At 70.8% G+C, this 23,863-nt stretch carries 15 protein-coding genes; 10 read left to right on the top strand and 5 right to left on the bottom strand.

Annotation, left to right across the window (positions count from 1 at the left end):
* Positions 1 to 222: 222 nt before the first annotated feature.
* The 4 genes from RPQ07_RS22775 (at position 223) to RPQ07_RS22760 (ending at position 7,283) form a co-directional block, all read left to right on the top strand.
* The gene (locus RPQ07_RS22775; RefSeq protein ID WP_313946025.1) at positions 223 to 3,525 is read left to right on the top strand and encodes an FHA domain-containing protein; all 3,303 of its coding nucleotides are present in this window, start codon (positions 223 to 225) and stop codon (positions 3,523 to 3,525) included.
* Between the two features lie 171 nt (positions 3,526 to 3,696).
* Positions 3,697 to 5,052, top strand: coding sequence for an ABC transporter substrate-binding protein (locus RPQ07_RS22770; RefSeq protein WP_313946024.1), 1,356 nt, complete (start codon positions 3,697 to 3,699; stop codon positions 5,050 to 5,052).
* Positions 5,053 to 5,121: 69 nt separating this feature from the next.
* Complete coding sequence (locus RPQ07_RS22765; protein WP_413777767.1) at positions 5,122 to 6,405, top strand: carbohydrate ABC transporter permease; 1,284 nt, start codon at positions 5,122 to 5,124, stop codon at positions 6,403 to 6,405.
* A complete protein-coding gene (locus tag RPQ07_RS22760; protein ID WP_313946022.1) occupies positions 6,402 to 7,283 on the top strand; it encodes a carbohydrate ABC transporter permease in 882 nt (293 codons plus the stop codon). Before RPQ07_RS22765 ends, RPQ07_RS22760 begins: the two co-directional genes overlap by 4 nt.
* A gap of 159 nt (positions 7,284 to 7,442) precedes the next feature.
* On the opposite strand, the gene RPQ07_RS22755 is transcribed toward RPQ07_RS22760, so the two are convergent.
* Complete coding sequence (locus RPQ07_RS22755; RefSeq protein WP_313948987.1) at positions 7,443 to 8,060, bottom strand: TetR/AcrR family transcriptional regulator; 618 nt, start codon at positions 8,058 to 8,060, stop codon at positions 7,443 to 7,445.
* A gap of 138 nt (positions 8,061 to 8,198) precedes the next feature.
* On the opposite strand from RPQ07_RS22755, the gene RPQ07_RS22750 reads away from it, so the two are divergent.
* From RPQ07_RS22750 to RPQ07_RS22735, 4 genes are read left to right on the top strand one after another with little or no spacing between them, the layout of a single operon-like run.
* Positions 8,199 to 9,104, top strand: a complete 906-nt coding sequence (locus tag RPQ07_RS22750) for an ABC transporter permease (protein ID WP_313946021.1) — start codon at positions 8,199 to 8,201, stop codon at positions 9,102 to 9,104.
* Complete coding sequence (locus RPQ07_RS22745; RefSeq protein WP_313946020.1) at positions 9,097 to 9,876, top strand: ABC transporter ATP-binding protein; 780 nt, start codon at positions 9,097 to 9,099, stop codon at positions 9,874 to 9,876. The genes RPQ07_RS22750 and RPQ07_RS22745 overlap by 8 nt, the downstream gene beginning before the upstream one ends.
* A gap of 37 nt (positions 9,877 to 9,913) precedes the next feature.
* Positions 9,914 to 11,155 carry a glycosyltransferase family 87 protein gene (locus tag RPQ07_RS22740; RefSeq protein ID WP_313946019.1) on the top strand — a complete coding sequence of 414 codons (1,242 nt, stop codon included), beginning with the start codon at positions 9,914 to 9,916 and terminating at the stop codon, positions 11,153 to 11,155.
* 48 nt (positions 11,156 to 11,203) lie between these two features.
* Positions 11,204 to 12,169: a serine/threonine-protein kinase gene (locus RPQ07_RS22735; protein ID WP_313946018.1), complete on the top strand. Its 966-nt coding sequence runs from the start codon at positions 11,204 to 11,206 to the stop codon at positions 12,167 to 12,169.
* 155 nt (positions 12,170 to 12,324) lie between these two features.
* On the opposite strand, the gene RPQ07_RS22730 is transcribed toward RPQ07_RS22735, so the two are convergent.
* A complete protein-coding gene (locus RPQ07_RS22730) occupies positions 12,325 to 17,277 on the bottom strand; it encodes an NAD-glutamate dehydrogenase (RefSeq protein ID WP_313946017.1) in 4,953 nt (1,650 codons plus the stop codon).
* Positions 17,278 to 17,726: 449 nt separating this feature from the next.
* On the opposite strand from RPQ07_RS22730, the gene RPQ07_RS22725 reads away from it, so the two are divergent.
* The gene (locus RPQ07_RS22725) at positions 17,727 to 18,293 is read left to right on the top strand and encodes a DJ-1/PfpI family protein (RefSeq protein ID WP_313946016.1); all 567 of its coding nucleotides are present in this window, start codon (positions 17,727 to 17,729) and stop codon (positions 18,291 to 18,293) included.
* Positions 18,294 to 18,856: 563 nt separating this feature from the next.
* On the opposite strand, the gene RPQ07_RS22720 is transcribed toward RPQ07_RS22725, so the two are convergent.
* Both RPQ07_RS22720 and RPQ07_RS22715 read right to left on the bottom strand, forming a co-directional pair.
* On the bottom strand, positions 18,857 to 19,522 hold the full coding sequence (locus tag RPQ07_RS22720; protein ID WP_313946015.1) for an HAD family hydrolase: 666 nt from the start codon (positions 19,520 to 19,522) through the stop codon (positions 18,857 to 18,859).
* A 58-nt stretch (positions 19,523 to 19,580) separates the two neighbouring features.
* A complete protein-coding gene (locus tag RPQ07_RS22715; RefSeq protein WP_313946014.1) occupies positions 19,581 to 20,087 on the bottom strand; it encodes a DUF6912 family protein in 507 nt (168 codons plus the stop codon).
* Positions 20,088 to 20,365: 278 nt separating this feature from the next.
* On the opposite strand from RPQ07_RS22715, the gene RPQ07_RS22710 reads away from it, so the two are divergent.
* The gene (locus RPQ07_RS22710) at positions 20,366 to 20,785 is read left to right on the top strand and encodes an Rv3235 family protein (RefSeq protein WP_313946013.1); all 420 of its coding nucleotides are present in this window, start codon (positions 20,366 to 20,368) and stop codon (positions 20,783 to 20,785) included.
* A gap of 115 nt (positions 20,786 to 20,900) precedes the next feature.
* On the opposite strand, the gene secA is transcribed toward RPQ07_RS22710, so the two are convergent.
* Positions 20,901 to 23,717, bottom strand: a complete 2,817-nt coding sequence (secA, locus tag RPQ07_RS22705; RefSeq protein WP_313946012.1) for a preprotein translocase subunit SecA — start codon at positions 23,715 to 23,717, stop codon at positions 20,901 to 20,903.
* Positions 23,718 to 23,863 lie beyond the last annotated feature (146 nt).

The following is a 23,863-nucleotide window of genomic DNA, read 5'->3' as shown; positions in this document are numbered from 1 at the left end:
TTCCGGATCCGTACCCAACCAGGCATTTTTCCGTCCGGAGCGGACCAATCAAGATCACTTGTGAGCGGTACCCGGGCGTGTTGTCAGTGGCAGGTGCGAGGATGCCCTCAGCACGGCGCCGTGGGGGCGGGAGCTCTGTGGTCCGTGCCGACCTGCCGGGTGGGGGCGATCACAGGCGGCACCCCTGCCGGGCACCCTGCGCAGAAGGGATTGCTGACGGCCATGCAGATCCGGCTGACCGTTCTCGCACCGCGCGGCGGGCAGTCCGCGGCCGCGGGGCCCGCGTCTGCGGGACGTGTCCCTGCCGCGCGCTCGTGCGACGTGCTGATCACCGCGCCGTCCGGGACGGCGCTCGCCGCCGTCGCCTCCGATCTCGCGGCCGCCGTCGCGGGCCCGGACGTCTCGGGCACCATCGTTCTCTACGCGGGCCAGGAGCGCCTCGACACCCAGCGCCGCACCCTCGGCGAGCCGCCCCTGGTGGACGGTGCTGTGCTCTCGCTCCAGGTCCCCGGCGACGACGAGCCGCCCGTGACGGACTCCGCGGCGCAGCTCCAGGTCGTGGCCGGCCCCGACGCGGGCGGTGTGCACCTCCTCCACGGCGGCCGCATCAGCATCGGCCGCTCGGCGGAGGCGGACGTGCCGCTGGACGACCCCGACGTCTCCCGGCTGCACTGCGCGGTGACGGTGGCGGAGGACGGCCGGGTCACCGTGGCGGACCTGGGCTCGACGAACGGCACGACGCTGGACGGCACCGCGGTCGGTTCCCGCCCGGTGCGGCTGCCCGCGGGTGCGCTGCTGCGCCTGGGCGAATCGACGCTCCGCCTCACCCACGGCGACCGCACTCCGGCGCTGCCGACGGCCCCGGACGGCGAAGGGCATCTGCGGGTTCGCCGCATCGACATGGCGGAGGGTACGGACCTGCCGGGTGGGGACGGCCCCGGCACGCCGGCTGCCACGGACGCGCACCGTATGTACGGCGCCGGGAAGCACGACGCCCGGACGCCGGATGCCGGGTCGTCCGCGGACGGCGGGCGGCACGGAGACCGCGCGACGGGCAGCGCCCCCGGGGACCGGCCGGGCCCGGGCGGTCCCGCGGGCCCGGGCCGGGTCGAGCATCTGCCGGGTGGCCCGTATCCGCCCGGACAGACACCGGACCGTTCGACCGCCAGTACGCCCGCCCACGGCACGTACACGGGTCCCGCCGGCCCGCAGGGCACGGCGCCCCGCGTCCCCCCCCAGTACGACCCGGGCCAGTACGACCCCGCCCGCACCGCCGCCGGTGAGCCGGGCCAGGTCGACGCCGTGCACTCCCGGGCCTCCGAGATCCAGGACGGCGCCTCGGAGACGCCCGAGGCCCACAGCCGGCAGGGCGCGCCCGCCCGCGGCGCCCGCAAACGAGGCATAGGCGCCTGGGCCCGGCGGTTCGCCGGAGCCAGGGAAGAGGTGTCCGCCGAGATGGCCGCGGAGCCCGAAGCACCGCCCGCCGCCGCGCCCGTCGTCGAGAGCTGGCCCGACCCCGCCGCCGTACTGCTGACCGCTCTCGGCCCCGGCTCGCGCCTCTGGGAGCGCGGTCCGGAGCACCCGGAGTCCCTCGTTCTGCGGCTCGGCACCACCGACCGTGCCGATCTCCCGTCCGTGCCGGTGACGGTCGGGCTGCGGGAGGCCGGCTCCCTCGGACTCGCCGGCCCCCGGGCGCGGCTGGCCGGTCTCGCCAGATCGGCCGTCGCTCAGCTCGCCGCGCTGCACTCCCCCTCCGACCTGGAGATCGTGCTCATCAGCACGGACCGGGCGCGGAGCCTCCAGGAGCGCCGGGCCGACTGGGCCTGGCTCGGCTGGCTCCCGCATCTGCGGCCCGCCCACGGGCAGGACTGCCGGCTGCTGCTGGCGTACGACCGGGACCAGGCCACCGCCCGTACGGCCGAGCTCACCCGCAGGCTGGACGACGGACCGCTCGGCCCTGGCTGGCCGAGCGCCGACCGGGCGGCCCTCACCGAGGCGGCCGGGCGGCACGACGGCTCGCGCACCATCGTCATCGTGGACGGCGACCCCGGTTCGGCCGCGCTCCGGGAGACGACGGCACGGCTCGCGGGCGCCGGCTGGGCCGCCGGAATCCATCTGATCTGTCTGGCCGAGACGCCCGCCGCCTCCCCGCTGTCGCCGGTGACGGCCACCTATGAGACGGCGTGCGCCGCCTCGCTCGCCTTCCGCGAGTGCGGCGCCGTCGCTCTGCTGAGCGGTGATGTGGCCACCGCGCTGCGGCTGATGCGTACGGCGGGAGGGCAGCCGGCGGGCCACGGCACGGTGGGCGCGGTGGACGCGGTGTCGGCCGCCTGGGCGGAGCGCTTCGGTCGCGCGCTCGCCCCGCTGCGCGCCGAGGGCACCGGCACCCGGCCGGGCCGGGCGGCGCCGCTGCCCCGCACGGCACGCCTCCTCGACGAGCTCGGGCTGGCCCGGGCGACGCCCGCTTCCCTGATGACGCGCTGGGCCTCGGAGGGCGAGAGCACCGCGGTGCTCGGCGCGAGCCCTCGTGGACCGCTGGCCGTCGATCTCACCGAAGAGGGCCCGCATCTGCTGATCGAGGGGCCGCCGGGCAGCGGTCGTACCGAACTGCTGCGGTCGGTCGCGGCCTCGCTCGCCGCGGCGGACCGTCCCGACCGGCTGGGGCTGCTGCTGGTCGACGGCGCGGGCGGCGAGCGCGGCGAGGGCCTCGCGGCCTGTACGGAACTGCCGCATGTCACCGAGCATCTGGTCGCCAGCGACCCCGTCCGGATGCGGGCCTTCGCCCAGGCACTGGGCGCGGAGCTGAAGCGCCGTTCCGAACTGCTCGGCAGTACGGGCTTCGCCGAGTGGCAGACCCGGCGGGAGGTCGCGGACCGGATGGTGTCCCCGCGCCCGCCGAGCGCCGCCGAACAGCGCGGCGACATCGACTCCCCCTCCAGTGGCACGCTCCGGCTGCGCCCGGGCGGCCGCGCGGCCACCGCGCAGGGGCCCGCACCGCTGCCCCGGCTGATCGTCCTGGTCGACGACTTCGACGCCCTGGTGGCTCCGGCGCTCGGCAGCCCGGGCCGTCCTGCCGCCGGTTCGGTCGTACGGGCCTTGGAGGCGGTGGCCCGCGACGGCGAGCGGCTCGGCATCCATCTGGTGGCCACCTCCGCACGCCCCGACCGCACGGCCGACACCGACCTGGCCCAAGGTGCGCGGCTGCGTGCCGTGCTGGACCCGCCGCCCGCTTCCGCCGGGCCGGAGGATCCGGCTCCGGGGCGGGGCAGGCTGGGGCACCCGGACGGCAGGGTGACGCCGTTCCAGAGCGGCCGGGTGACGGGACGCATTCCGCGTACGGCCACGCTGCGTCCCACCGTGGTGCCGCTGGAGTGGGAGCGCATGGGCGATCCGCCGACCCGCCGCCCGGTGCGTGAACTGGGCAACGGCCCCACGGATCTTGCCCTGTTGGCGAGCGCTCTGGAGCGGGCGGCACGATCGGTGGATGCCGAGCCGCTGCCTCCGCTCTCCCCTGCTCATCCCTGAACGACGGGTACTCATCCCTGAACGACGGGCCGGTTGCACCCTTTGACAGGACATCACGTCACAAGGGCATCACGAAAGACTCGAAGGCGAAGGGTGCGGTATTGCGACACCCGTGGACCGGGCGTACACCTGTCGGTCAACGGGACATTGCACGGGAGAGACGGGGCAGTGATGCGCACAACTCTTCGTACGAGCAAGGCCGCAGTGATCTTCGCGGCTGTCGGCGCCCTTGCCGTCGCCGGCTGCGGGGGCGGCGACGACAAGGCGAAACCGGACGAGAGCAAGGCCGGCGAATCCGCGCCCTCGGTCCAACTCCCCAAGCTGAACGGGGAGAAGCTGGAGGTCGCCGCCGTGTGGAGCGGCCCCGAGCAGGAGAACTTCACCAAGGTCCTCAAGGAGTTCGAGAAGCGGACCGGCGCCACGGTCACCTTCGTTCCCGCCCAGGACCCGATCGTCAACTTCCTCGGCACCAAGATCGCCGGCGGCAGTCCTCCCGATGTGGCCATGCTCCCGCAGGTCGGCGCGATCCAGCAGGCCGTGGAGCGCAAATGGGCCAAGCCCGTCGCCGCGGAGGCGAAGGCGGAGCTGGCGAAGAACTACTCCGCCGGCTGGCAGAAGCTCGGCCAGGTGAACGGCGAGCAGTACGGCGTCTACTACAAGGCCGCCAACAAGTCCCTGATCTGGTACAACAACACCGCCTTCGAGAACGCGGGCGTGCAGGAGCCGAAGACCTGGAAGGACTTCCTCGCCGTCGCCGAGACGATCTCCGCCTCGGGCGTCACACCGGTCTCGGTCGCCGGCGCAGACGGCTGGACGCTCACCGACTGGTTCGAGAACATCTACCTCTCCCAGGCGGGCCCGGAGAAGTACGACCAGCTCGCCCAGCACAAGATCAAGTGGACCGACCCGTCGGTGAAGACGGCCCTGACGACGCTCGGCGAGCTCTTCGGCAAGCCGAATCTCATCGCGGGCGGCGCCGACGGCGCGCTCCAAACGGAGTTCCCCGCCTCGGTGACCCAGACGTTCACCGGCGGTGACCAGCCCAAGGGCGCGATGGTCTTCGAGGGCGACTTCGTCTCGGTCAACATCGCGCAGACGAAGGCGAAGATCGGCACGGATGCGAAGGTGTTCCCGTTCCCCGCCGTCGGCACCGAGGCGCCGGTGGTGACGGGCGGCGACGCGGCCGTCGCCCTCAAGGACAGCAAGGGCGCCCAGGCCCTGCTGACCTTCCTGGCCTCGCCCGACGCGGCAAAGATCTCGGCCGGCGCGGGCGGGTTCATCTCGCCGAACAAGTCGCTGGACCTGGCCGCCTATCCGAACGACGTCCAGCGCGACATCGCCAAGGCCCTGATCGCCGCGGGCGACAACTTCCGCTTCGACATGTCGGACCAGATGCCGCAGTCGTTCGGCGGTACGCCCGGCAAGGGTGAGTGGAAGGCGCTCCAGGACTTCCTCAAGAACCCGAAGGACGTGGCAGGGGCCCAGCAGAAGCTGGAGTCGGACGCCGCCAAGGCGTACAAGAGCTGACGGGTGACCACCGTTGCGAAAGCGGGGGGCGCGGCAGAGCCGACGCCCCCCGCCGACAGGCGCAAGAGTGTGACCGGCACACGCAAGACCGTCGCGGTGGCGTTCCTGCTGCCCGCGCTGGTGCTGCTGGGCGCGCTCGTGGTCTACCCGATCGGGTACTCGCTCTACCGGTCCTTCTTCGACCAGGCGGGGACCGGCTTCGCCGGACTCGACAACTACCAGGAGATATTCACCGACGACACCATCCTCACCGCGGTCAAGAACAACGCGATCTGGGTGGTCGTCGCCCCGACGGTCTCGACGGTGCTCGGGCTGATCTTCGCGGTCCTCACCGAACGGGTCCGCTGGGGCACCGCGTTCAAGCTGATCGTCTTCATGCCGATGGCGATCTCGATGCTCGCCGCGGGCATCATCTTCCGGCTGGTGTACGAGCAGGACCCGGACCGGGGCGTGGCCAACGCCGTGTGGGTGGGCGTGCACGACACCTTCGCCGAGTCGGCGGGCTATCCGAACGCCCGCCCCCTGCCCGTGCATCCGCTGAAGCCGGGCGGTGGCGGTTCCTTCGTGACGAAGGCCCCGGTCACCGCGGGGCAGCCGGCGCTCCTTCCGCTGGTCGGTGTCGCACCGGCGAACATGCCCGACGGCGCGAAGCCCGCCAAGGCGGCTGAGCCGGAGGACGGGAAGATCACCGGCACGGCCTGGCTGGACTTCACCCGGGGCGGCGGCGGCAAGCCGAACGTGGTCGACGCCAAGGAACTGGGGCTCGACGGCCTGAAGGTGGAGGCGGTCAAGGACGGCAAGGTGGTGGCCTCGACGCGGGCCGGTCCGGACGGCACGTTCAGCCTGCCGGAATCCGCCGCGGGGGCCGAACTGCGGCTGCCCGCCTCGAACTTCGCGGGCCAGTACAACGGCGTCAACTGGCTCGGCCCCACTCTCGTCACCCCGGCCATCATCGGCAGTTACGTCTGGATGTGGGCGGGCTTCGCGATGGTGCTCATCGCGGCGGGTCTCGCCAGTGTGCCGCGTGAACTCCTCGAAGCGGCACGGGTCGACGGCGCGACGGAGTGGCAGGTCTTCCGCCGTGTCACCGTCCCGCTGCTGGCGCCGGTGCTCGCGGTCGTGCTGGTCACGCTGATGATCAATGTGCTGAAGATCTTCGACCTGGTCTTCATCATCGCGCCGGGCTCGGCCCAGGACGACGCGAACGTGCTGGCGCTGCAGTTGTACCGCTCCTCGTTCGGCACGGACTCCCATCTCGGTCTGGGCAGTGCGATCGCGGTGCTGCTGCTGTTGCTGGTGATCCCGGTGATGTTGTTCAACATCCGGCGCATGCGAAGGGAGAGCCGCCGATGACCACGACCGACGGTGTGGTGAAGGCGAAGCAGTCCCTCGCGGCACGGCTCGCGGCGGGCGCCGGCGGCAGCGTGATGCGGGTGTTCCTGATCCTGATCGGCCTGTTCTGGCTGATGCCGACGTTCGGTCTGCTCATCTCGTCGCTGCGCGGGCCCGCCGACATCAGCGCGAGCGGCTGGTGGAAGGTGTTCACCGAGCCGGCGCAGCTGACCACCGAGAACTACTCGCAACTGCTCCAGAACGAGGCGATCACCGACTCGCTGTTCGCCAGCGTGATGATCACGGTCCCGGCGACCCTGCTGGTGGTCATCATCGGCTCGTTCGCCGGCTACGCCTTCGCCTGGATGGAGTTCCCCGGCCGCGACTGGTGGTTCATGGCCGTCGTCGGCCTGCTGGTCGTCCCGGTGCAGGTCGCGCTGGTGCCGGTGTCGAAGCTGTTCGGCGAGATCGGCATCTTCGAGACGACGATCGGCGTGATCCTCTTCCATGTGGCGTTCGGCCTGCCGTTCGCGATCTTCCTGCTGCGGAACTTCTTCGCGGAGATCCCCCGGGAGCTCCTGGAGGCGGCGCGGCTGGACGGAGCGGGCGAGATCCGGCTGTTCACCCGTGTCGTGATGCCGCTGGGCGGTCCGGCGATCGCCTCGCTCGGCATCTTCCAGTTCCTGTGGGTCTGGAACGACATGCTGGTCGCGCTGATCTTCGCGGACTCGGAGAGCGCGCCGATCACGGTGGCGCTCCAGCGCCAGGTCCGGCAGTTCGGCAACAACATCGATGTGCTGGCGCCGGGAGCGTTCGTTTCGATGATCATCCCGCTGGCGGTCTTCTTCGCCTTCCAGCGCCAGTTCGTGACGGGCGTGATGGCGGGTGCGGTGAAGTAGGACATCGCTGCACGAGGGAGGGGCCGGGCGGGGATCACCTGCCCGGCCCTTCCGCGTACGGAGCGGGCCGGGTCGTACGGACGGGCCCGGGTCTTACGTACGCGGCCCGGCCACGCGAGCCCGGCCACGCGAGGTGGCGGGCCCTCGCCTGATAGGGACTCAGGCCTTCAGCGCCGCCACCGCTCCCCGCGCCAGCTCGTCCAGATACCCCTTCGGCAGCCCCGACCTGACGACCACCAGCCGCCAGTACAGCGGCCCCACGATCAGGTCCAGCGCCTTGTCGGGGTCGGTGGAGGCGGGCAGTTCGCCGCGGGCGACCGCGTCGCGCACGACCACCGCCGCGACCCCCTGCTGGCTGTCCAGCAGCGCCGCCTTGATCGCGTCCGAGATCTCCGGATGGCGCGCGGCCTCCACCAGCAGGTCGGGGATGACCTGCGAGGCCACCGGGTGGCGCAGCGCGTGCGAGGCCACTTCCAGCAGGGCGCGCACATCCCCGTACAGCGAGCCCGTCGCCGGCGCAGGCAGTCCCTGGGTCGCGAGCGCGGAGACCAGATCGAGCACGAGCGACAGCTTCGACTTCCACCGCCGGTAGACCGCGGTCTTGCCGACGCCCGCCCGTCGCGCGATGCCCTCGATCGACATACGGGCGAAGCCGACCGCGGCGAGCTCCTCGAAGACGGCAGCGCGGATCGCTTCGGTCACGTCCTCCCGGAGCACTGCGGCTCCCGCGGGGGCACGTCGTGGGGTTCCCGGGTCCGTGGTCATGACCATGAGCATACCGGTGACGACGAAACGGTTGCGTTGCAACGTACATCGGTCCTACTCTCACCGTAGCGACGAAACGGACCCGTCCCATCGCTGCCGTACCGTCGCGCGCACCGTTTCCCCGTCCTGCCCCCGGCGAAAGCGACCAGAGTGAGCAGCCAGACGATCTCCACACCCGCGCCACCGGCGGAGGGCCTCAGCGAGCTCGCCGCCCGCCACGGGCTCACCGTGAGCGGCGCGCGGCCGACCCTCCGGGCGTACATCGGACAGCTGTGGTCGCGCCGGCACTTCATCACGGCGTTCGCGACCGCGCGGCTCACCGCCCAGTACAGCCAGGCGAAGCTCGGCCAGGTGTGGCAGCTGATGACACCGCTGCTCAACGCCGCGGTCTACTACTTCATCTTCGGGATACTGCTCGGCACGAGCCGCCATGTGGCCGACTTCGTGCCGTTCCTCGTCACCGGCGTCTTCATCTGGACCTTCACGGCCAACTCGATCATGACGGGCACCCGTGCCATCTCCGGCAACATCGGGCTCGTCCGGGCGCTGCACTTCCCGCGCGCCTCGCTGCCGATCGCGCTCGCGCTGCAACAGCTCCAGCAGCTGTTGTTCTCGATGGGCGCGCTGGTCGTGATCCTGATGTTCTTCGGTGAGTTCCCCAAGTTCAGCTGGCTGCTGGCGGTCCCCGCGCTGCTGCTGCAGGCGGTCTTCAACACCGGCCTGTCGATGGTCATGGCCCGTCTCGCGGCCCGGACGCCCGACATCGCCCAGCTGATGCCGTTCCTGCTGCGCACCTGGATGTACGTCTCGGGCGTGATGTGGAGCATCCAGGCGGTGCTGAAGGGCCAGCACCTGCCGCACCTGGTGCTGCTGGCGCTGGAGTGCAACCCCGCCGCCGTCTACATCGACCTGATGCGCTTCGCGCTCATCGACAGTTTCACCGCGTCCCAGCTGCCGCCGCACGTGTGGGCCGTCGCCCTCGGCTGGGCCGTGCTCTTCGGAGTGGGCGGCTTCCTGTACTTCTGGAACGCTGAGGAGCAGTACGGCCGTGGCTGAGCAGACCGATCGGATCCCCACCGTCGTCGTCGACGATGTGCACGTGAAGTACAAGGTGAACGGCGGGCGCACCGGCAAGGGCAGCGCCACCACCGCCATGAGCCGGATCATCTCCCGCAGGTCCGCGCCCGGCATCCGTGAGGTGCACGCGGTCAAGGGCGTCAGCTTCGCCGCCTACAAGGGCGAGGCAGTCGGTCTGATCGGCTCCAACGGCTCCGGGAAGTCGACGCTCCTCAAGGCGATCGCCGGCCTGCTGCCGCCCTCCGACGGCAGGGTGTTCACCCAGGGGCAGCCGTCCCTGCTGGGCGTGAACGCCGCCCTGATGGGCGACCTCACCGGCGAGCGCAACGTGATCCTCGGCGGGCTCGCGATGGGCATGTCCCGCGAACAGGTCCACGAGCGCTACGACGACATCGTCGACTTCTCCGGGATCAACGACAAGGGCGACTTCATCACGCTGCCCATGCGGACGTACTCCTCCGGCATGGGTGCCCGGCTGCGGTTCTCCATCGCCGCCGCGAAGAGCCACGACGTGCTGCTGATCGACGAGGCACTGGCCACGGGCGACGCCAAGTTCCAGCGCCGCAGCCAGGAGCGGATCAACGAGCTGCGCGAGGAGGCGGGCACGGTGTTCCTGGTCAGCCACAGCACCGGGACCATCACCGCCACCTGCGACCGGGCGCTGTGGCTGGAGGCGGGCACGCTGCGGATGGACGGGCCGGCGAAGGACGTCGTCGCGGCGTACGAGGCATTCGCCAAGAGCAAGAAATAGCGGGAAATCTATGTAAATCAGGCTAAAGTACCCGCCGATGACGCCCCATCGGATCGCCCCGCTCCCGTCCGCCCACCATCTGGCTCCGGTACTGGCGGACAACCGCCCCGGTACCGGACGCCGACTGGGCCCCCGGCACAGCTTCGCGCTGGCCCTCACCTGGGTGGCCACGCGCTTCGGCATGCTGGCCCTGCTGGTCGTCGACCGCCTCGGCGACACCGGTGTGGCCGGCGAGGTGCACACCCTCTACCGGCGCTGGTACGAGCAACTCGCCCACGGGGCGTTCCCCGTGGACGACGTCACCTGGCAGTACCCGCCCGGCGCCGCCCTGGTGTTCCTCTCCCCGGGCCCGCTGCCCTGGCTGACGTACTTCGAGGCCTTCGTGGCCCTCGTCCTGGTGTCCGACGCGGTCATCACCGTCGCGCTGGCCCGGGCGGGGGTACGCGGCGCCTGGCTGTGGGTGTGCGCGCTGCCGCTGCTGCTGAACGTCCCGCTGGCCCGGTACGACGTCCCGGTCACCGCCGTCGCCGTGCTCGCCCTGCTCGCCGTGCGCACCCGCCCGCGCCTCGGCGGCGCGCTCGCCGGGATCGGCGCGATGATCAAGATCTGGCCGCTGCTGGCCGTGCTCGGCACCGCGCGCGGACGAACGACACGCTCGGCCTGGCTCTCCGCGGCGGCCGCCGCGGCCGTCCTGTTCGCGGCGCTCGCCATCGGCTTCAGCCACACCCTCGACTTCGTACGGCAGCAGGGCGCCCGCGGTGTGCAGATCGAGTCGCTCGGCGGCACCGCGCTCCAGCTCGCGCGCCACGCGGACTGGTCGGGGACGGTGCGCTACCAGTACGGGGCGTTCGAGTTCATCGGCCCGTATGTGTCGAGCGTGGCGACGGCATCGCTGGCGCTGACCGTCGTCGCCTTCGGCTGGCTGGTGTGGTGGCGGATGAAGGCGCGGCGCTGGAATCCCGCGACCCCCTTCGACGCGGCCTTCGCGGCCGTGCTCCTGTTCACCGTCACCAGCCGCGTCATCAGCCCGCAGTACATGATCTGGCTGCTCGGCCTGGCCGCGGTCTGTCTGACCTCCCGGTTCACCACCCAGCGGCCGGTCGCGCTGCTGATGGTGCCCGCGGCGGTGCTGAGCGCGCTCGCCTATCCCCTGCTCTACAACGACGTGCTCGGCGGCACCGTGCTCGGTTGTGTGCTCATGGTGCTGCGCAACGGTCTGCTGCTCACGGCGGCACTCCTGTCGTGTCGGCGCCTGTGGACGGCGACGGCCTCGCGATAGGCTCCCGGACGCCATCGGCAGGTGCACAGGCACGTTCTGGGGGGCCGGATGCGTCGTGACGGGCTCGAACCACTGCGGGAGAACGACCCGGCGGAGATCGCCGGCTATGTACTCGAAGCGCGGATCGGCGAGGGCGGGATGGGGACCGTCTTCCTCACCCGGTCCCCCGAGGGCCGGCCGGTCGCGCTCAAGCTGATCCGCCGCGAACACGCGCAGAGCGAGAACTTCCGGAAACGGTTCGCCCGCGAGGTCGAGGCCGCCCGCCGGGTGCACGGCCGTCATGTCGTCCCCGTGCTCGACCACGACGCGGACGCCGAACGGCCCTGGCTGGCGACCCGTTACGTACCCGGGCTGCCCCTGGACGAAGCGCTCGCCGAACACGGACCGCTACCTCTGGCGTCCGTGCTCCGGCTGACCGCGGGCGCGGCCTGCGCGCTGGACGTCGTCCACAGCGCGGGGGTCGTCCACCGCGACGTCAAGCCGGCCAATCTGCTGCTGACCGCGGACGGGCCGTGGCTGCTGGACTTCGGCATCGCGCGGGCGGCCGGGACGGCGACGCTGACCACGATCGGCCGGATGGTGGGCACACCGAAGTACATGTCGCCCGAGCACGCGCTGGGCAAGAAGGTCACGCCCGCATCCGACGTCTTCACGCTCGGTCTGGTGGCCGCGGAGGCCGCGTCGGGCCGTCATCCGTACGGAGAGGGCGGCGGCCTCGTCGTCGCCACCCGGATCGCGGGCACCGAGCACGAACCGCCGGACCTCGGCCCCTTCCCGGCGCCGCTGCGCGAGGTGCTCGCGGCCTGTCTGGCCGCGCGTCCCGAGGACCGTCCCGCCGCCGCAGAGGTAGCCCGGCTGTGCGGCAGCACGGGCGGACGGGACGCCGGGGACTACCGCGGATGGCTGCCGAAGCCCCTGGCCACGGCGGTGGCGAAGGTGGAACGGGCCACGGGTGCGAAGGTCGACGACCCCCGGTCCTCGGGCTGGCTGAGCCGCATCCGCCGCAATCTCTGAGGGCCCGCGGCAGCGGAGGGTCCGCGATCTCGGAGGGCGCACCGGCTGAGGGCGCGCCTCCGAGGGCCCGCACCATTCGAGGGGCCCGCACATGACGGAGCGCCCGCCACCACGAGGGTGACGGGCGCTCCGGTTCGATGCTCCGGGGACACGACCTAGGTGTGCGTACGCAGCAGCTGGCGCATCGTCCGCATCGCGACCGACAGGTTCGCCAGGTCGAAGGTGTCCGAGCTCTGGATCTCCTCCAGCGTGGTGCGCGCCCGGCCCAGGATCGCGGCGTTCTTCTGCTCCCACGCCTTGAACCGCTCCTCGGGGGTCGAGGTGCCGTTCCCCACGCTGAGCACGTCCGCCGTGAGTGCCGCGTGCGCCGCGTACAGGTCCTCGCGGATGGAGGCACGGGCCATGGACTGCCAGCGGTCGGCCCGCGGCAGCTCGATGATCCGGTCCATCAGCTGGGTGATCCGCAGCCGGTCGGCGAGGTCGTAGTACACCTCGGCGACCGCCATCGGCTCCTTCTCCGTGCGGTCGGCGATCGCGACGATGTCGAGCGTCGGGAAGGCCGAGGAGAACCCGGCGACCCGCAGCGCGAGCTCCTCGGGCACACCCTCGCCGGTGAGCTCGTCCAGGATGCCCTGGTACCACTCCAGGTCCGCGCCGCGGAGCATCTTCGGAAGCTCGGCCCAGACCTGCTCGACGCGCTCCGCGAAGAAGTCGATGGTCCCGGCCAGTTCGAGCGGCTGCGGCCGGTTGCCCAGCAGCCAGCGCGTACCCCGCTCGACCAGTCGCCGCGAGTGGAGCCGGATCCGGGTCTGGACACCGGCGTCGACCTTGTTGTCGAGCGCCTCGACGGCATCCCACACCGCGCTCAGCCCGAAGATCTCGCGCGCCGCCGTCTGGGCTCGCACGACCTCCTCGGTCGATGCGCCGGTCTCCTCCCGCAGACGGTGCAGGAAGGTCGAACCACCGGTGTTCACCGTGTCGTTGACCAGCACCGTCGTCACGATCTCGCGGCGCAGCGCGTGACCGTCGATCGCCTCGCCGAACTTCTCGCGCAGCGGCTGGGGGAAGTAGGCGTGCAGCAGCCGGCGCAGATACGGGTCGTCCGGAAGATCCGTCTTGATCAGCTCGTCCGCCACCGTGATCTTGGTGTAGGCGAGCAGCACCGCGAGCTCCGGCTGGCTGAGCCCCCGGCCGCTGTTCAGCAGCTCACGGATCTGCCGGTCGGTGGGCAGGAACTCCAGCGGCCTGTCCAGCGCACCGGCCCGCTCCAAGCGCCGCATGAAGCGCTGGTGGGCGTGGAGCAGCGACGGCGACTGGGCGACCGCGTTCGACAGGGCGGTGTTCTGCGCGTAGTTGTTGCGCAGCACCAGGGCGCCGACCTCGTCGGTCATCTCGGCGAGCAGCTTGTTGCGCTGCTTGACGGTCATGTCGCCGTCGGCCACCAGGGCGTTGAGCAGGATCTTGATGTTCACCTCGTGGTCGGAGGTGTCCACGCCGGCGCTGTTGTCGATGGCATCGGTGTTGACCTTGCCGCCCTCGCCCTCCGGGCCGCCCTTGCGGTCGAACTCGATACGGCCGAGCTGGGTGAGCCCCAGGTTGCCGCCCTCGCCGACCACCTTGACCCGCAGGTCCTCGCCGTTGACCCGGATCGCGTCGTTGGCCTTGTCGCCGACGTCCGCGTTGGACTCGGTGGAGGCCTTGACGTACGTACCGATGCCGCCGTTCCACAGCAGGTCCACGGGGGACTGGAGGATCGCCTTCATCAGCTCGGCGGGCGTCATCTTGGTGATGCCCGCCTCGATGCCGAGAGCGGCACGCATCTGCGCGTTGACCGGGATCGACTTGGCGGAACGGGGGTGGATACCGCCGCCCGCCGACAGCAGGTCCTTGTTGTAGTCGGCCCACGAGGAGCGCGGCAGCTCGAACAGCCGGCGGCGCTCGGCGTAGGAGACGGCGGCGTCCGGGTCGGGGTCGATGACGATGTGCCGGTGGTCGAAGGCCGCGATCAGCCGGATGTGCTCACTGAGCAGCATGCCGTTGCCGAAGACGTCACCGGACATGTCGCCGACGCCGACGACCGTGAAGTCCTCGGTCTGCGTGTCGTGCCCCAGCTCGCGGAAGTGCCGCTTGACGGACTCCCAGGCACCGCGGGCGGTGATGCCCATGCCCTTGTGGTCGTACCCGGCCGAGCCGCCGGACGCGAACGCGTCACCGAGCCAGAAGTTGTACGCGACCGCGACCTCGTTGGCGATGTCGGAGAACGACGCGGTGCCCTTGTCGGCCGCGACGACGAGGTAGGTGTCGTCCTCGTCGTGGCGTACGACGTCGGCCGGCGGGACGACCTCGCCCGCGACCATGTTGTCGGTGATGTCGAGCAGCGCCGAGATGAACATCTTGTACGAGGCGATGCCCTCGGCGAGCCAGGCGTCGCGGTCCACGGACGGATCCGGGAGCTGCTTGGCCACGAAGCCGCCCTTGGCACCCACCGGCACGATGACGGTGTTCTTCACCATCTGCGCCTTGACCAGACCGAGGATCTCCGTACGGAAGTCCTCCCGCCGGTCGGACCAGCGCAGACCACCGCGCGCGACCTTGCCGAAGCGCAGGTGCACACCCTCGACCCGCGGGGAGTAGACCCAGATCTCGTACGCCGGCCGGGGCGCGGGCAGGTCCGGGATGGCCTGCGGGTCGAACTTCATCGACACATAGCTGTGCTGGGTGCCGCCCGCCGCCTCCTGGAAGAAGTTGGTGCGCAGCGTCGCCTTGATGACGGTGAGGAAGGAGCGCAGGATGCGGTCCTCGTCCAGGCTCGCGACCTGGTCGAGCGCGCCGTCGAGCTCCTCCAGGAGCGCGTCGGTCAGCTCGGTGCCGCCGCGCTGGCGTCCCGGCGACATCCGTGCCTCGAAGAGGGAGATCAGCAGCCGGGTGGTGTGGACGTTGGTGTGGAGGGTGTCCTCCATGTAGTCCTGGCTGAAGGTCGAACCGGCCTGGCGCAGGTACTTGGCGTACGCCCGCAGCACCATGGCCTGCCGCCAGCTCAGCCCGGCGCCCAGCACCAGCGAGTTGAAGCCGTCGTTCTCGGCCTCGCCCTGCCACACGGCGGCGAAGGCGTCCTGGAACCGCTCACGCGCGTCGTCGGCGAGGTAGTCGCCGTTGCCGGAGGACATCGGCATCCGCAGACCGAAGTCGTAGATCCACGCGCTCGTGCGGTCCGAGCAGCGCAGCTCGTACGGACGCTCGTCGACGACCTCGCAGCCGAGCCGCTGGAGCACCGGCAGGACCGCGGAGAGCGAGACCTGCTCGCCACTGCGGTAGATCTTGAAGCGGCGCTCGCCGGGACCCGCGCCGACCGGCTCGTACAGGGAGAGGGCGAAGTCCTTGGGAGAGCGCGCCAGTTCCTCGAGGTTCACCAGGTCGGCGACGGCGGAGCGCGGCGAGTGGTCGGCCTTGTAGCCCTCGGGGAAGGCGTTGGCGTAGCGGCGCAGCAGCTCGGCCGCGCGCTCCTCGCCGACCTCGGCGTTCAGCGCCTCGCCGAATCCGTCGGACCACGAACGCGCGGCCTCGACGAGCCGGGCCTCGATGCGCTCCGTGTCGGCGTCGGTCAGGTGCGGCAGCACGGTGCCGGACGGGACGCGGATGACGAAGTGGATGCGGGAGAGGATCGACTCGGTGTTCCACGCGGTGAAGTCGACGCTGCTGCCGCCGAGTTCCTCCTTGAGGATGTCGATCAGGCGCAGCCGGACCGCGGTGGTGTAGCGGTCGCGCGGCAGGTAGACCAGCGCCGAGTAGTAGCGGCCGTACTCGTCCTGACGCAGGTAGAGCCGCAGCCGGCGGCGCTCCTGGAGGTAGAGCACGCTGGTGACGATCGAGCGCAGCTGGTCGACGGGCGTCTGGAACAGCTCGTCGCGCGGGTAGGTCTCGAGGATCTGCAGCAGGTCGCGGCCGTCGTGGCTGTTCGGCGAGAAGCCGGCGCCCTCGAGGACCTCGGCGACCTTGCGGCGCACAACGGGGACGCGGCGCACCGACTCGGTGTACGCGGCGGACGAGAAGAGGCCGAGGAACCGGCGCTCACCGATGACGTTGCCCTTGGTGTCGAACTTCTTGACACCGACGTAGTCGAGGTAGCTCGGCCGGTGCACCGTCGCACGGCTGTTGGCCTTCGTCAGCACCAGCAGCTTGTGCTCACGGGCCTTGGCGCGGGCGTCGGCGGGCAGCTTGCTGAACGACGGGCTGACCGGGTGGTCCTCGTCCTCGCTGTGCTGCGGGTCGGACCGCAGAATGCCGAGGCCGGTGCCGGGCACGGCGGCCAGCGCGTCGTTCTCGGTGAGCTCGTACTCGCGGTAGCCGAGGAAGGTGAAGTGGTCGGCGGAGAGCCAGCGCAGCAGCTCGCGGGCCTCGTCGACCTCCTGGTCGCGCAGGTCGTCGGCGGTGGGCTCGGAGGGCAGTTCGTCGGCGATGCGCAGCGCGGCGTCGCGCATCTTCTCCCAGTCCTCGACCGTCTCGCGCACGTCGGACAGCACCCGGAGCAGATCGGCGGTGATCTGCTTGAGGTCCGCGCGGTCGGTCTCGCGGTCGGTCTCGACGTGGATCCAGGACTCGATGAGCGCGTCGTGCGGCAGGTTCTTGCTGTGCGCGGACTCCTCGGCCAGCACCTCGATGAGCTTGCCGGTGAGGTCCCGGCGCACGATGACCTGCGGGTGGATCACGACATGGATGCCGCGGTTCTGCCGGGAGAGCTCGTTGGTGACCGAGTCGACGAGGAAGGGCATGTCGTCGGTGACGACCTCGACCACGGAGTGGCTGCACGTCCAGCCGTTCTCCTCCACGGTCGGGGTGCTGACCCGGACGTTGGCCGTGCCCTGCGGGCGGTTTTCGGCCAGGCGGAAGTGGGAAAGTGCCGCTCCGAAGACATCGACCGGGTCGCGGTCGGCAAGGTCCTCCGGTGCGGTGTGCAGGTAGTAGCGCTGGAGGTACGTGAGCAGAGTGTCCCGGTCCGGTCGCTTCTGCTCGGCCCCAGTCGGAAGGTTCCCCCCGACCGGGCTGTTCTCAGCTACCCGTGCGGCCCGTGCGAGCAGCTCGGCTTTGGCTTCGTCCAGCTTGGTCTGCATGTCCTCTGGCTCCTGTCGCGCGCCGTTGCGTGACGTAGGTAGGAAAAGCGACGCAACGCCACGACGCGGGGTGTCCGGTCGGAGTCGACGTTATGCCGCGATGAGAGATGTCCGAGCAGGAATCGGCCAAATGAGGCGATCGGCCCGGATCGAAGGGATCAGTGATCGCCCGGGCGCTGTGGCGCTCCGGGCGGAGTCCGGGGGCTTCGCTGCCCCCAGGGCGTATCGCGCTGATCACGGGTCAAGGCTATCGCCCCGCCCCCCGGGCCCGTCATGAGCCGTATGTGTACAAAACCGGGGCCGGAAGTTTGACACTCTGGACAGCGACACAGGCCCTCTTGGCAAACAGCCCTCGGCGGGGCAGGTTGGCGAGTGACGACACGGTCGCCGTCGGCGGCCCTGCTCCGTCGGCAGGGACACCCGTCGACAGCCCGAAACCGGGAGCAGCCATGACAGCCAAGGTCCTGATCGTCACCGGCGACGCAGCCGAGTCCCTCGAGGTCCTCTACCCGTACCAACGGCTGCGGGAAGAGGGGTACGAGGTCCACATCGCGGCACCCGCTCGCAAGAAGCTCCAGTTCGTCGTGCACGACTTCGAGCCGGGCTTCGACACCTACACCGAGAAGCCGGGGTACACCTGGCCGGCGGACCTGGCCTTCTCCGAGGTGGATGCGGGCCAGTACGTGGCGGTGGTCATCCCGGGCGGACGCGCGCCCGAGTATCTGCGCAACGATCCGGAGCTACGCAAGATTCTGAAGGCGTTCTTCGACGCCGACAAGCCCGTGGCGCAGATCTGCCACGGCCCGCTGCTGACGGCGGCGATCGGCAGCCTCGACGGCCGCAGGGTCACGGCGTACCCCGCGCTGGAACTGGACATGCAGGCGGCGGGAGCGAGCTTCCAGGACACGGAGGCGGTGGTCGACGGCACCCTGGTCTCCTCCCGCGCCTGGCCGGACCACCCGGAGTGGATGCGGGAGTTCCTGAAGGTGCTGCGGACGAAGGCGCCGGTGTCCTAGGAGGCGGGTACCCGTGGGGCGCGGGCTGCGCCGGCCGCAGGGGCGGTGCGGGCCGCGCGGGTGCGGGCGCGGGCGCGGGACCGTTTGCGGGCCGGGCCGGTGCGACTGCCCGCGCCCTGATCGGTGCGGGGTGCGGTGCGACTGCCCGCGCCCTCAACGGTGCCAGGTGCGGTGCGACTGCCCGTGGCTCGTGGACCGGCGACGCGGGCCGAGCGGCGCGGGTAAGGCCCCCGGGCGCGGACCCCGTCCGGGTGCCGGGGCAGAGTGCGACTGCCCGCGCCCGCAACGGTGCCGGATCCGGTGCGACAGCCCGCGCTGCCGGACCGGCGGACGTACGCCGGGCGGCGCGGGTAAGGGCCCCGGGGCGCGGACCCCGTCCGGGTGCCGGGGCAGAGTGCGACTGCCCGTACCTCAAGGCGCGCCCCGCACCGCGGGGCCGGCGGATGCGCGCCAGGCGGCGCGGGCGCGGGGCGCCTTTCCGCGAGCCACAGCCAGGGCGCACGCCCCGCCCGCGGCCGCACCCGGGACCGATGGCCCCGCACATGGCGGCCGGCCTGGCGCCGTCAGGCGACCAAGCGCATCGCTTCCTCCACCGCCTCCGTCAGCGTGTCCACCACCGGCACGCCGGCCTCTTCCAGGCTCGCCCTGCTGTGCGATCCGCCGGTGTAGAGCACTGCTTTGGCGCCCACGTGGGCCGCCGCCACCGCGTCGTCGACCGCGTCCCCGATGACCACCGTGTGCTCCGGCGCGGCCGACCCGGCGAGCGCCGCCAGATGACGCTCCATGTGCAGCGCCTTCGAGCCGCCGGACGGTCCCGTCCGCCCGTCCACCCGGATGAAGTGGTTCTCGATCCCGTAGCCCCGCACGACCGGGACCAGCTGCTCGTGCCCGTACATGCTCAGCAGCGACTGGCTCCGGCCCGCCTGCCGCCAATCCCGCAGCAGGTCCTCGACACCCGCGGTCAGTGCGCAGCCGATCCGCTGGGTGGTGTAGTGACGGTGGAAGATCTCGTCCATGACCTCCCACTCCTCCGCGGTCGGCAGCCGCCCCATCAGCCGCTCGTAGAACCGGGGAACCGGCACGCAGTACAGCTCGCGGTAGCGCTCGAGCGTGATCGCTTCCAGGCCGATCTCCGCGAACGCGGCATTGGTCGCCCCGATGACCGCCGCGATGTCGTCCAGCAGTGTCCCGTTCCAGTCCCAGACCAGGTGCGTCGTGTGCTTCCCCATGCCGACGACCGTACCGAACGGGTCCGACAGCGGTCAGCCCTGGCCACGACCCCGCAGGTCAGTCCACCAGGTTCGGGATCTCCTGGACGCCGTACCAGAGCAGCTCGTGGTCCTCGGCGCCGTCCACGGTGAACTGTGCGTCGCCGTCGCCCTGGTCCGCCGCACCGAGCGCGTCCGCCGCCGCGGTGACGTCACCGATCGCGTCGTCCGCGTCGACGTGCACCGCCGCCGCCCCGGACAGCGGCACCGCGACCGAGATGCGCACCTCGCCGACCGAGCCGGAGTCCAGCGAACGGTCGGGGTCCGCGGTCGCGTCCTGGTCGCGTACGTCGAGGGCCACCACGACCCGGCGCCTCGCGACCCCCGGATCGCCGGCGACCAGTCGGAGCGAGGCGGCCGCGGCACGGCTGAGGGCTGCGTACTCCAGCTCCTCGATGTCGTCGGAGACGTACCACTCGCGCAGGCCCGGCGTGACGCCGTAGGCGGTCATCGGCGCGGGGCCCAGTTCGCCCCTCTTGTGCGCCTCTGCGAGACCGGAGAGGGTCAGGGGGACGTAGACGCGCATGGCTGGCCGCTTTCGTAGTCGGAATGCGCCCTCAGGATACGTGCGAGGTACCCCTTCGGGGTGCCTCCGGTGGCCTCCCGAACCGTCCACCGGGACGCACCGGATCCTTGCCCGTCGGCGGCTGAAGCCGGCCCGCGTCACCCTGATAGGTGAACTCCTCAGGCCCCTGGATCGCGATCGTCACGCATTGCGATCGCACCACTGCGCACCGTAGAAGATCACCAACGAAGTTACCGCCCGGTACGAACCGGGCCCGTACTCATCGGGGGCGATCTGCCATGAACAGGACCCGACCCGCAGGACGGCACGACCAGCGCCGGCCCGCCGCCGTCGCCGCGTCGGCTCTCGCACGTGCCCGGCGCCAGGACCGGCCGCACTACTGGTTCGCCGACCGCCTCCTGGCGGTGCTGAGCGGCCGGCGCCCGGTGCACTGGATGCTCGGCCACACGATCGGCGAGGCGTACGAACAACTCGTCCAACTGGCCCCGGGCGCCCCGCTGCGACCCGCGGACCGTGTGACGCCCGTGGTCCGCCACTGCGGCGAGTACCACCCCGGCCCCGGCGTCATCGAGGCGTTCGCCCGCATCGGTTCGGGCGACCGCGTGAGCGCGATGGCCTTCCGCCTCGAACAGGGCCCGGACGCGCGCTGGCGCTGCTCGGCGATCGAACTGGGCGGCGAGCGGGTGGGCTCGTCCTAGCCACGCGCCGGCCCGGGATGCTCGGCCACGGCCCGGGAAACAGGCCGGGGCCGGACACCCCGAAAGGTGTCCGGCCCCGGCCGTGCGCCACTGAGAGGCCCGAGGGCCGCCCGCGCTACTTCTTGCGGCGTCGACCCGCGCTCTTCTGCGCCTTGCGGCGCTCCGCACGCGTCATGCCCTCCGGCTCACCGTGCCCGGAGTCACCGTCGTTCGCGAAGTCGCCCTCGATCACGCCGCCCTCGCCGTCCACCGTGGGAGCGGAGAAGTGCAGCCGGTCGGGCCGCTGCGGGGCGTCGAGGCCCTTGGCGCGGATCTCGGGGCGCGGGGCGCCGGCCGGGACCGCGTCCTCCTTGCTGAGGGAGGGGCGTGCGGAGTCCTGCACGGGAACCTCTTCGACCTGCTGCTCGACCTGGACCTCCAGGTTGAACAGGTAGCCGACGGACTCCTCCTTGATGCCCTCCATCATGGCGGTGAACATGTCGAAGCCCTCGCGCTGGTACTCCACCAGGGGGTCCTTCTGCGCCATCGCGCGCAGGCCGATGCCCTCCTGGAGGTAGTCCATCTCGTAGAGGTGCTCACGCCACTTGCGGTCCAGGACCGACAGCACCACGCGGCGCTCCAGCTCACGCATGATGTCCGAGCCGAGCGTCTTCTCGCGCTCGTCGTACTGCTCGTGGATGTCGTCCTTGATGGACTCCGCGATGAAGTCGGCGGTGATGCCGGCGCGGTCGCCGACCGCCTCCTCCAGCTCCTCCACGCTCGCCTTCACCGGGTAGAGCTGCTTGAACGCGCCCCACAGCCGGTCCAGGTCCCACTCCTCGGCGAAGCCCTCGACCGTCTCCGCCTGGATGTAGGCGTCGATGGTGTCGTCCATGAAGTGCCGCACCTGCTCGTGCAGGTCCTCGCCCTCCAGGACGCGGCGGCGCTCGCCGTAGATGACCTCACGCTGGCGGTTGAGCACCTCGTCGTACTTCAGGACGTTCTTACGCGTCTCGAAGTTCTGCTGCTCGACCTGCGACTGGGCGGACGCGATCGCACGCGTCACCATCTTGTTCTCGATCGGGACGTCGTCGGGGACGTTCGCCATCGACATCACGCGCTCGACCATCTGCGCCTTGAACAGCCGCATCAGGTCGTCGCCGAGCGAGAGGTAGAAGCGGGACTCGCCCGGGTCTCCCTGACGTCCGGAACGGCCGCGCAGCTGGTTGTCGATACGGCGCGACTCGTGCCGCTCGGTGCCCAGCACATACAGACCGCCGAGGTCGGTGACCTCGTCGTGCTCGGCCTTGACGGCCGCCTCGGCCCGCTCCAGCGCCGCGGGCAGCGCCGCCGCCCATTCCTCGACGTGCTCGACCGGGTCCAGGCCGCGCTGGCGCAGCTCCGCCTCGGCGAGGTCGTCGGGGTTGCCACCGAGCTTGATGTCGGTACCACGGCCGGCCATGTTCGTCGCCACGGTGACCGCGCCCTTGCGGCCGGCCTGGGCGACGATCGTCGCCTCCCGGTCGTGCTGCTTGGCGTTGAGGACCTCGTGCTGGACGCCACGCTTGCTCAGCTGCTGCGAGAGGTACTCGGACTTCTCGACCGAGGTGGTGCCGACCAGGATCGGCTGGCCCTTCTCGTGCTTCTCGGCGATGTCGTCGACGACCGCCGCGAACTTGGCGACCTCGGTGCGGTAGATCAGGTCGGACTGGTCCATGCGGACCATGGGCTTGTTCGTCGGGATCGGCACGACGCCCAGCTTGTAGATCTGGTGGAACTCGGCGGCCTCGGTCATCGCCGTACCGGTCATGCCCGCGAGCTTGTCGTAGAGACGGAAGAAGTTCTGGAGGGTGATCGTGGCGAGCGTCTGGTTCTCGTCCTTGATGTCCACCCCTTCCTTCGCCTCGATGGCCTGGTGCATGCCCTCGTTGTAGCGGCGGCCGGCGAGGATACGGCCGGTGTGCTCGTCGACGATCATGACTTCGCCGTCGATGACGACGTAGTCCTTGTCCTTCTTGAAGAGCTCCTTGGCCTTGATGGCGTTGTTCAGGTAGCCCACCAGCGGGGTGTTCACCGACTCGTAGAGGTTGTCGATGCCCAGCCAGTCCTCGACCTTCGCGACACCCGGCTCATGGATGGCGACGGTCCGCTTCTTCTCGTCGACCTCGTAGTCGCCGGTCTCCTCGATGCCCTTCAGCTGGTTGCCCGCCTCGCCCCTGGTCAGGCGGGTGACGAGCTTGGCGAAGTCGCCGTACCACTTGGTGGCCTGGTCGGCGGGGCCGGAGATGATCAGCGGCGTACGGGCCTCGTCGACGAGGATCGAGTCCACCTCGTCGACCACGGCGTAGTTGTGGCCGCGCTGGACCAGTTCGTCCTTGGACCACGCCATGTTGTCGCGGAGGTAGTCGAAGCCGAACTCGTTGTTCGTTCCGTACGTAATGTCGCAGTTGTACTGCTCGCGGCGCTGGGCCGGCGTCATGTTCGCAAGGATGCAGCCGACCGACAGGCCCAGGAACTTGTGGACCCGGCCCATCATCTCGGAGTCGCGCTCGGCCAGGTAGTCGTTCACCGTGATCAGGTGGACGCCCTTGCCGGAGAGCGCGTTGAGGTAAGTGGGGAGGGTGCCGACGAGGGTCTTGCCCTCACCGGTCTTCATCTCGGCGACGTAGCCGAGGTGCAGCGCGGCGCCACCCATCATCTGGACGTCGTAGTGGCGCTGGCCGAGGACGCGCTTGGCGGCCTCACGAACGGTCGCGAACGCCTCCGGAAGCAGGTCGTCGAGGCTCTCGCCGTCGGCGTACCGCTCCTTGTACTCGTCCGTGAGCGCCCGCAACTCGGCGTCGGAGAGGTTGACGAAGTCCTCTTCGATGGAGTTGACCTGGTCCGCGATGCGGTGCAGTTTGCGCAGGATCTTGCCTTCGCCTGCACGCATGAGCTTGTTGAAGACGGACACTGAGGCTGGTCTCCTTGCCGATCGGGCCTGGCACTGGGTCGTGTTAGGGACACTGGCGCGGGCACGGCAGGTAGGCCCCACCGCAACGGCCATCGTAAGCGAGGACCACGCCGGGTCGGGAGGCCCGCAGTCAGCCAGGCCTGCTG

Source organism: Streptomyces sp. AM8-1-1 (genome assembly GCF_032229325.1).
Taxonomy (GTDB): domain Bacteria; phylum Actinomycetota; class Actinomycetes; order Streptomycetales; family Streptomycetaceae; genus Streptomyces; species Streptomyces achmelvichensis.
Note: the sequence above shows the minus strand (reverse complement) of the source record. Positions and strands in the feature narration are given on the sequence as shown.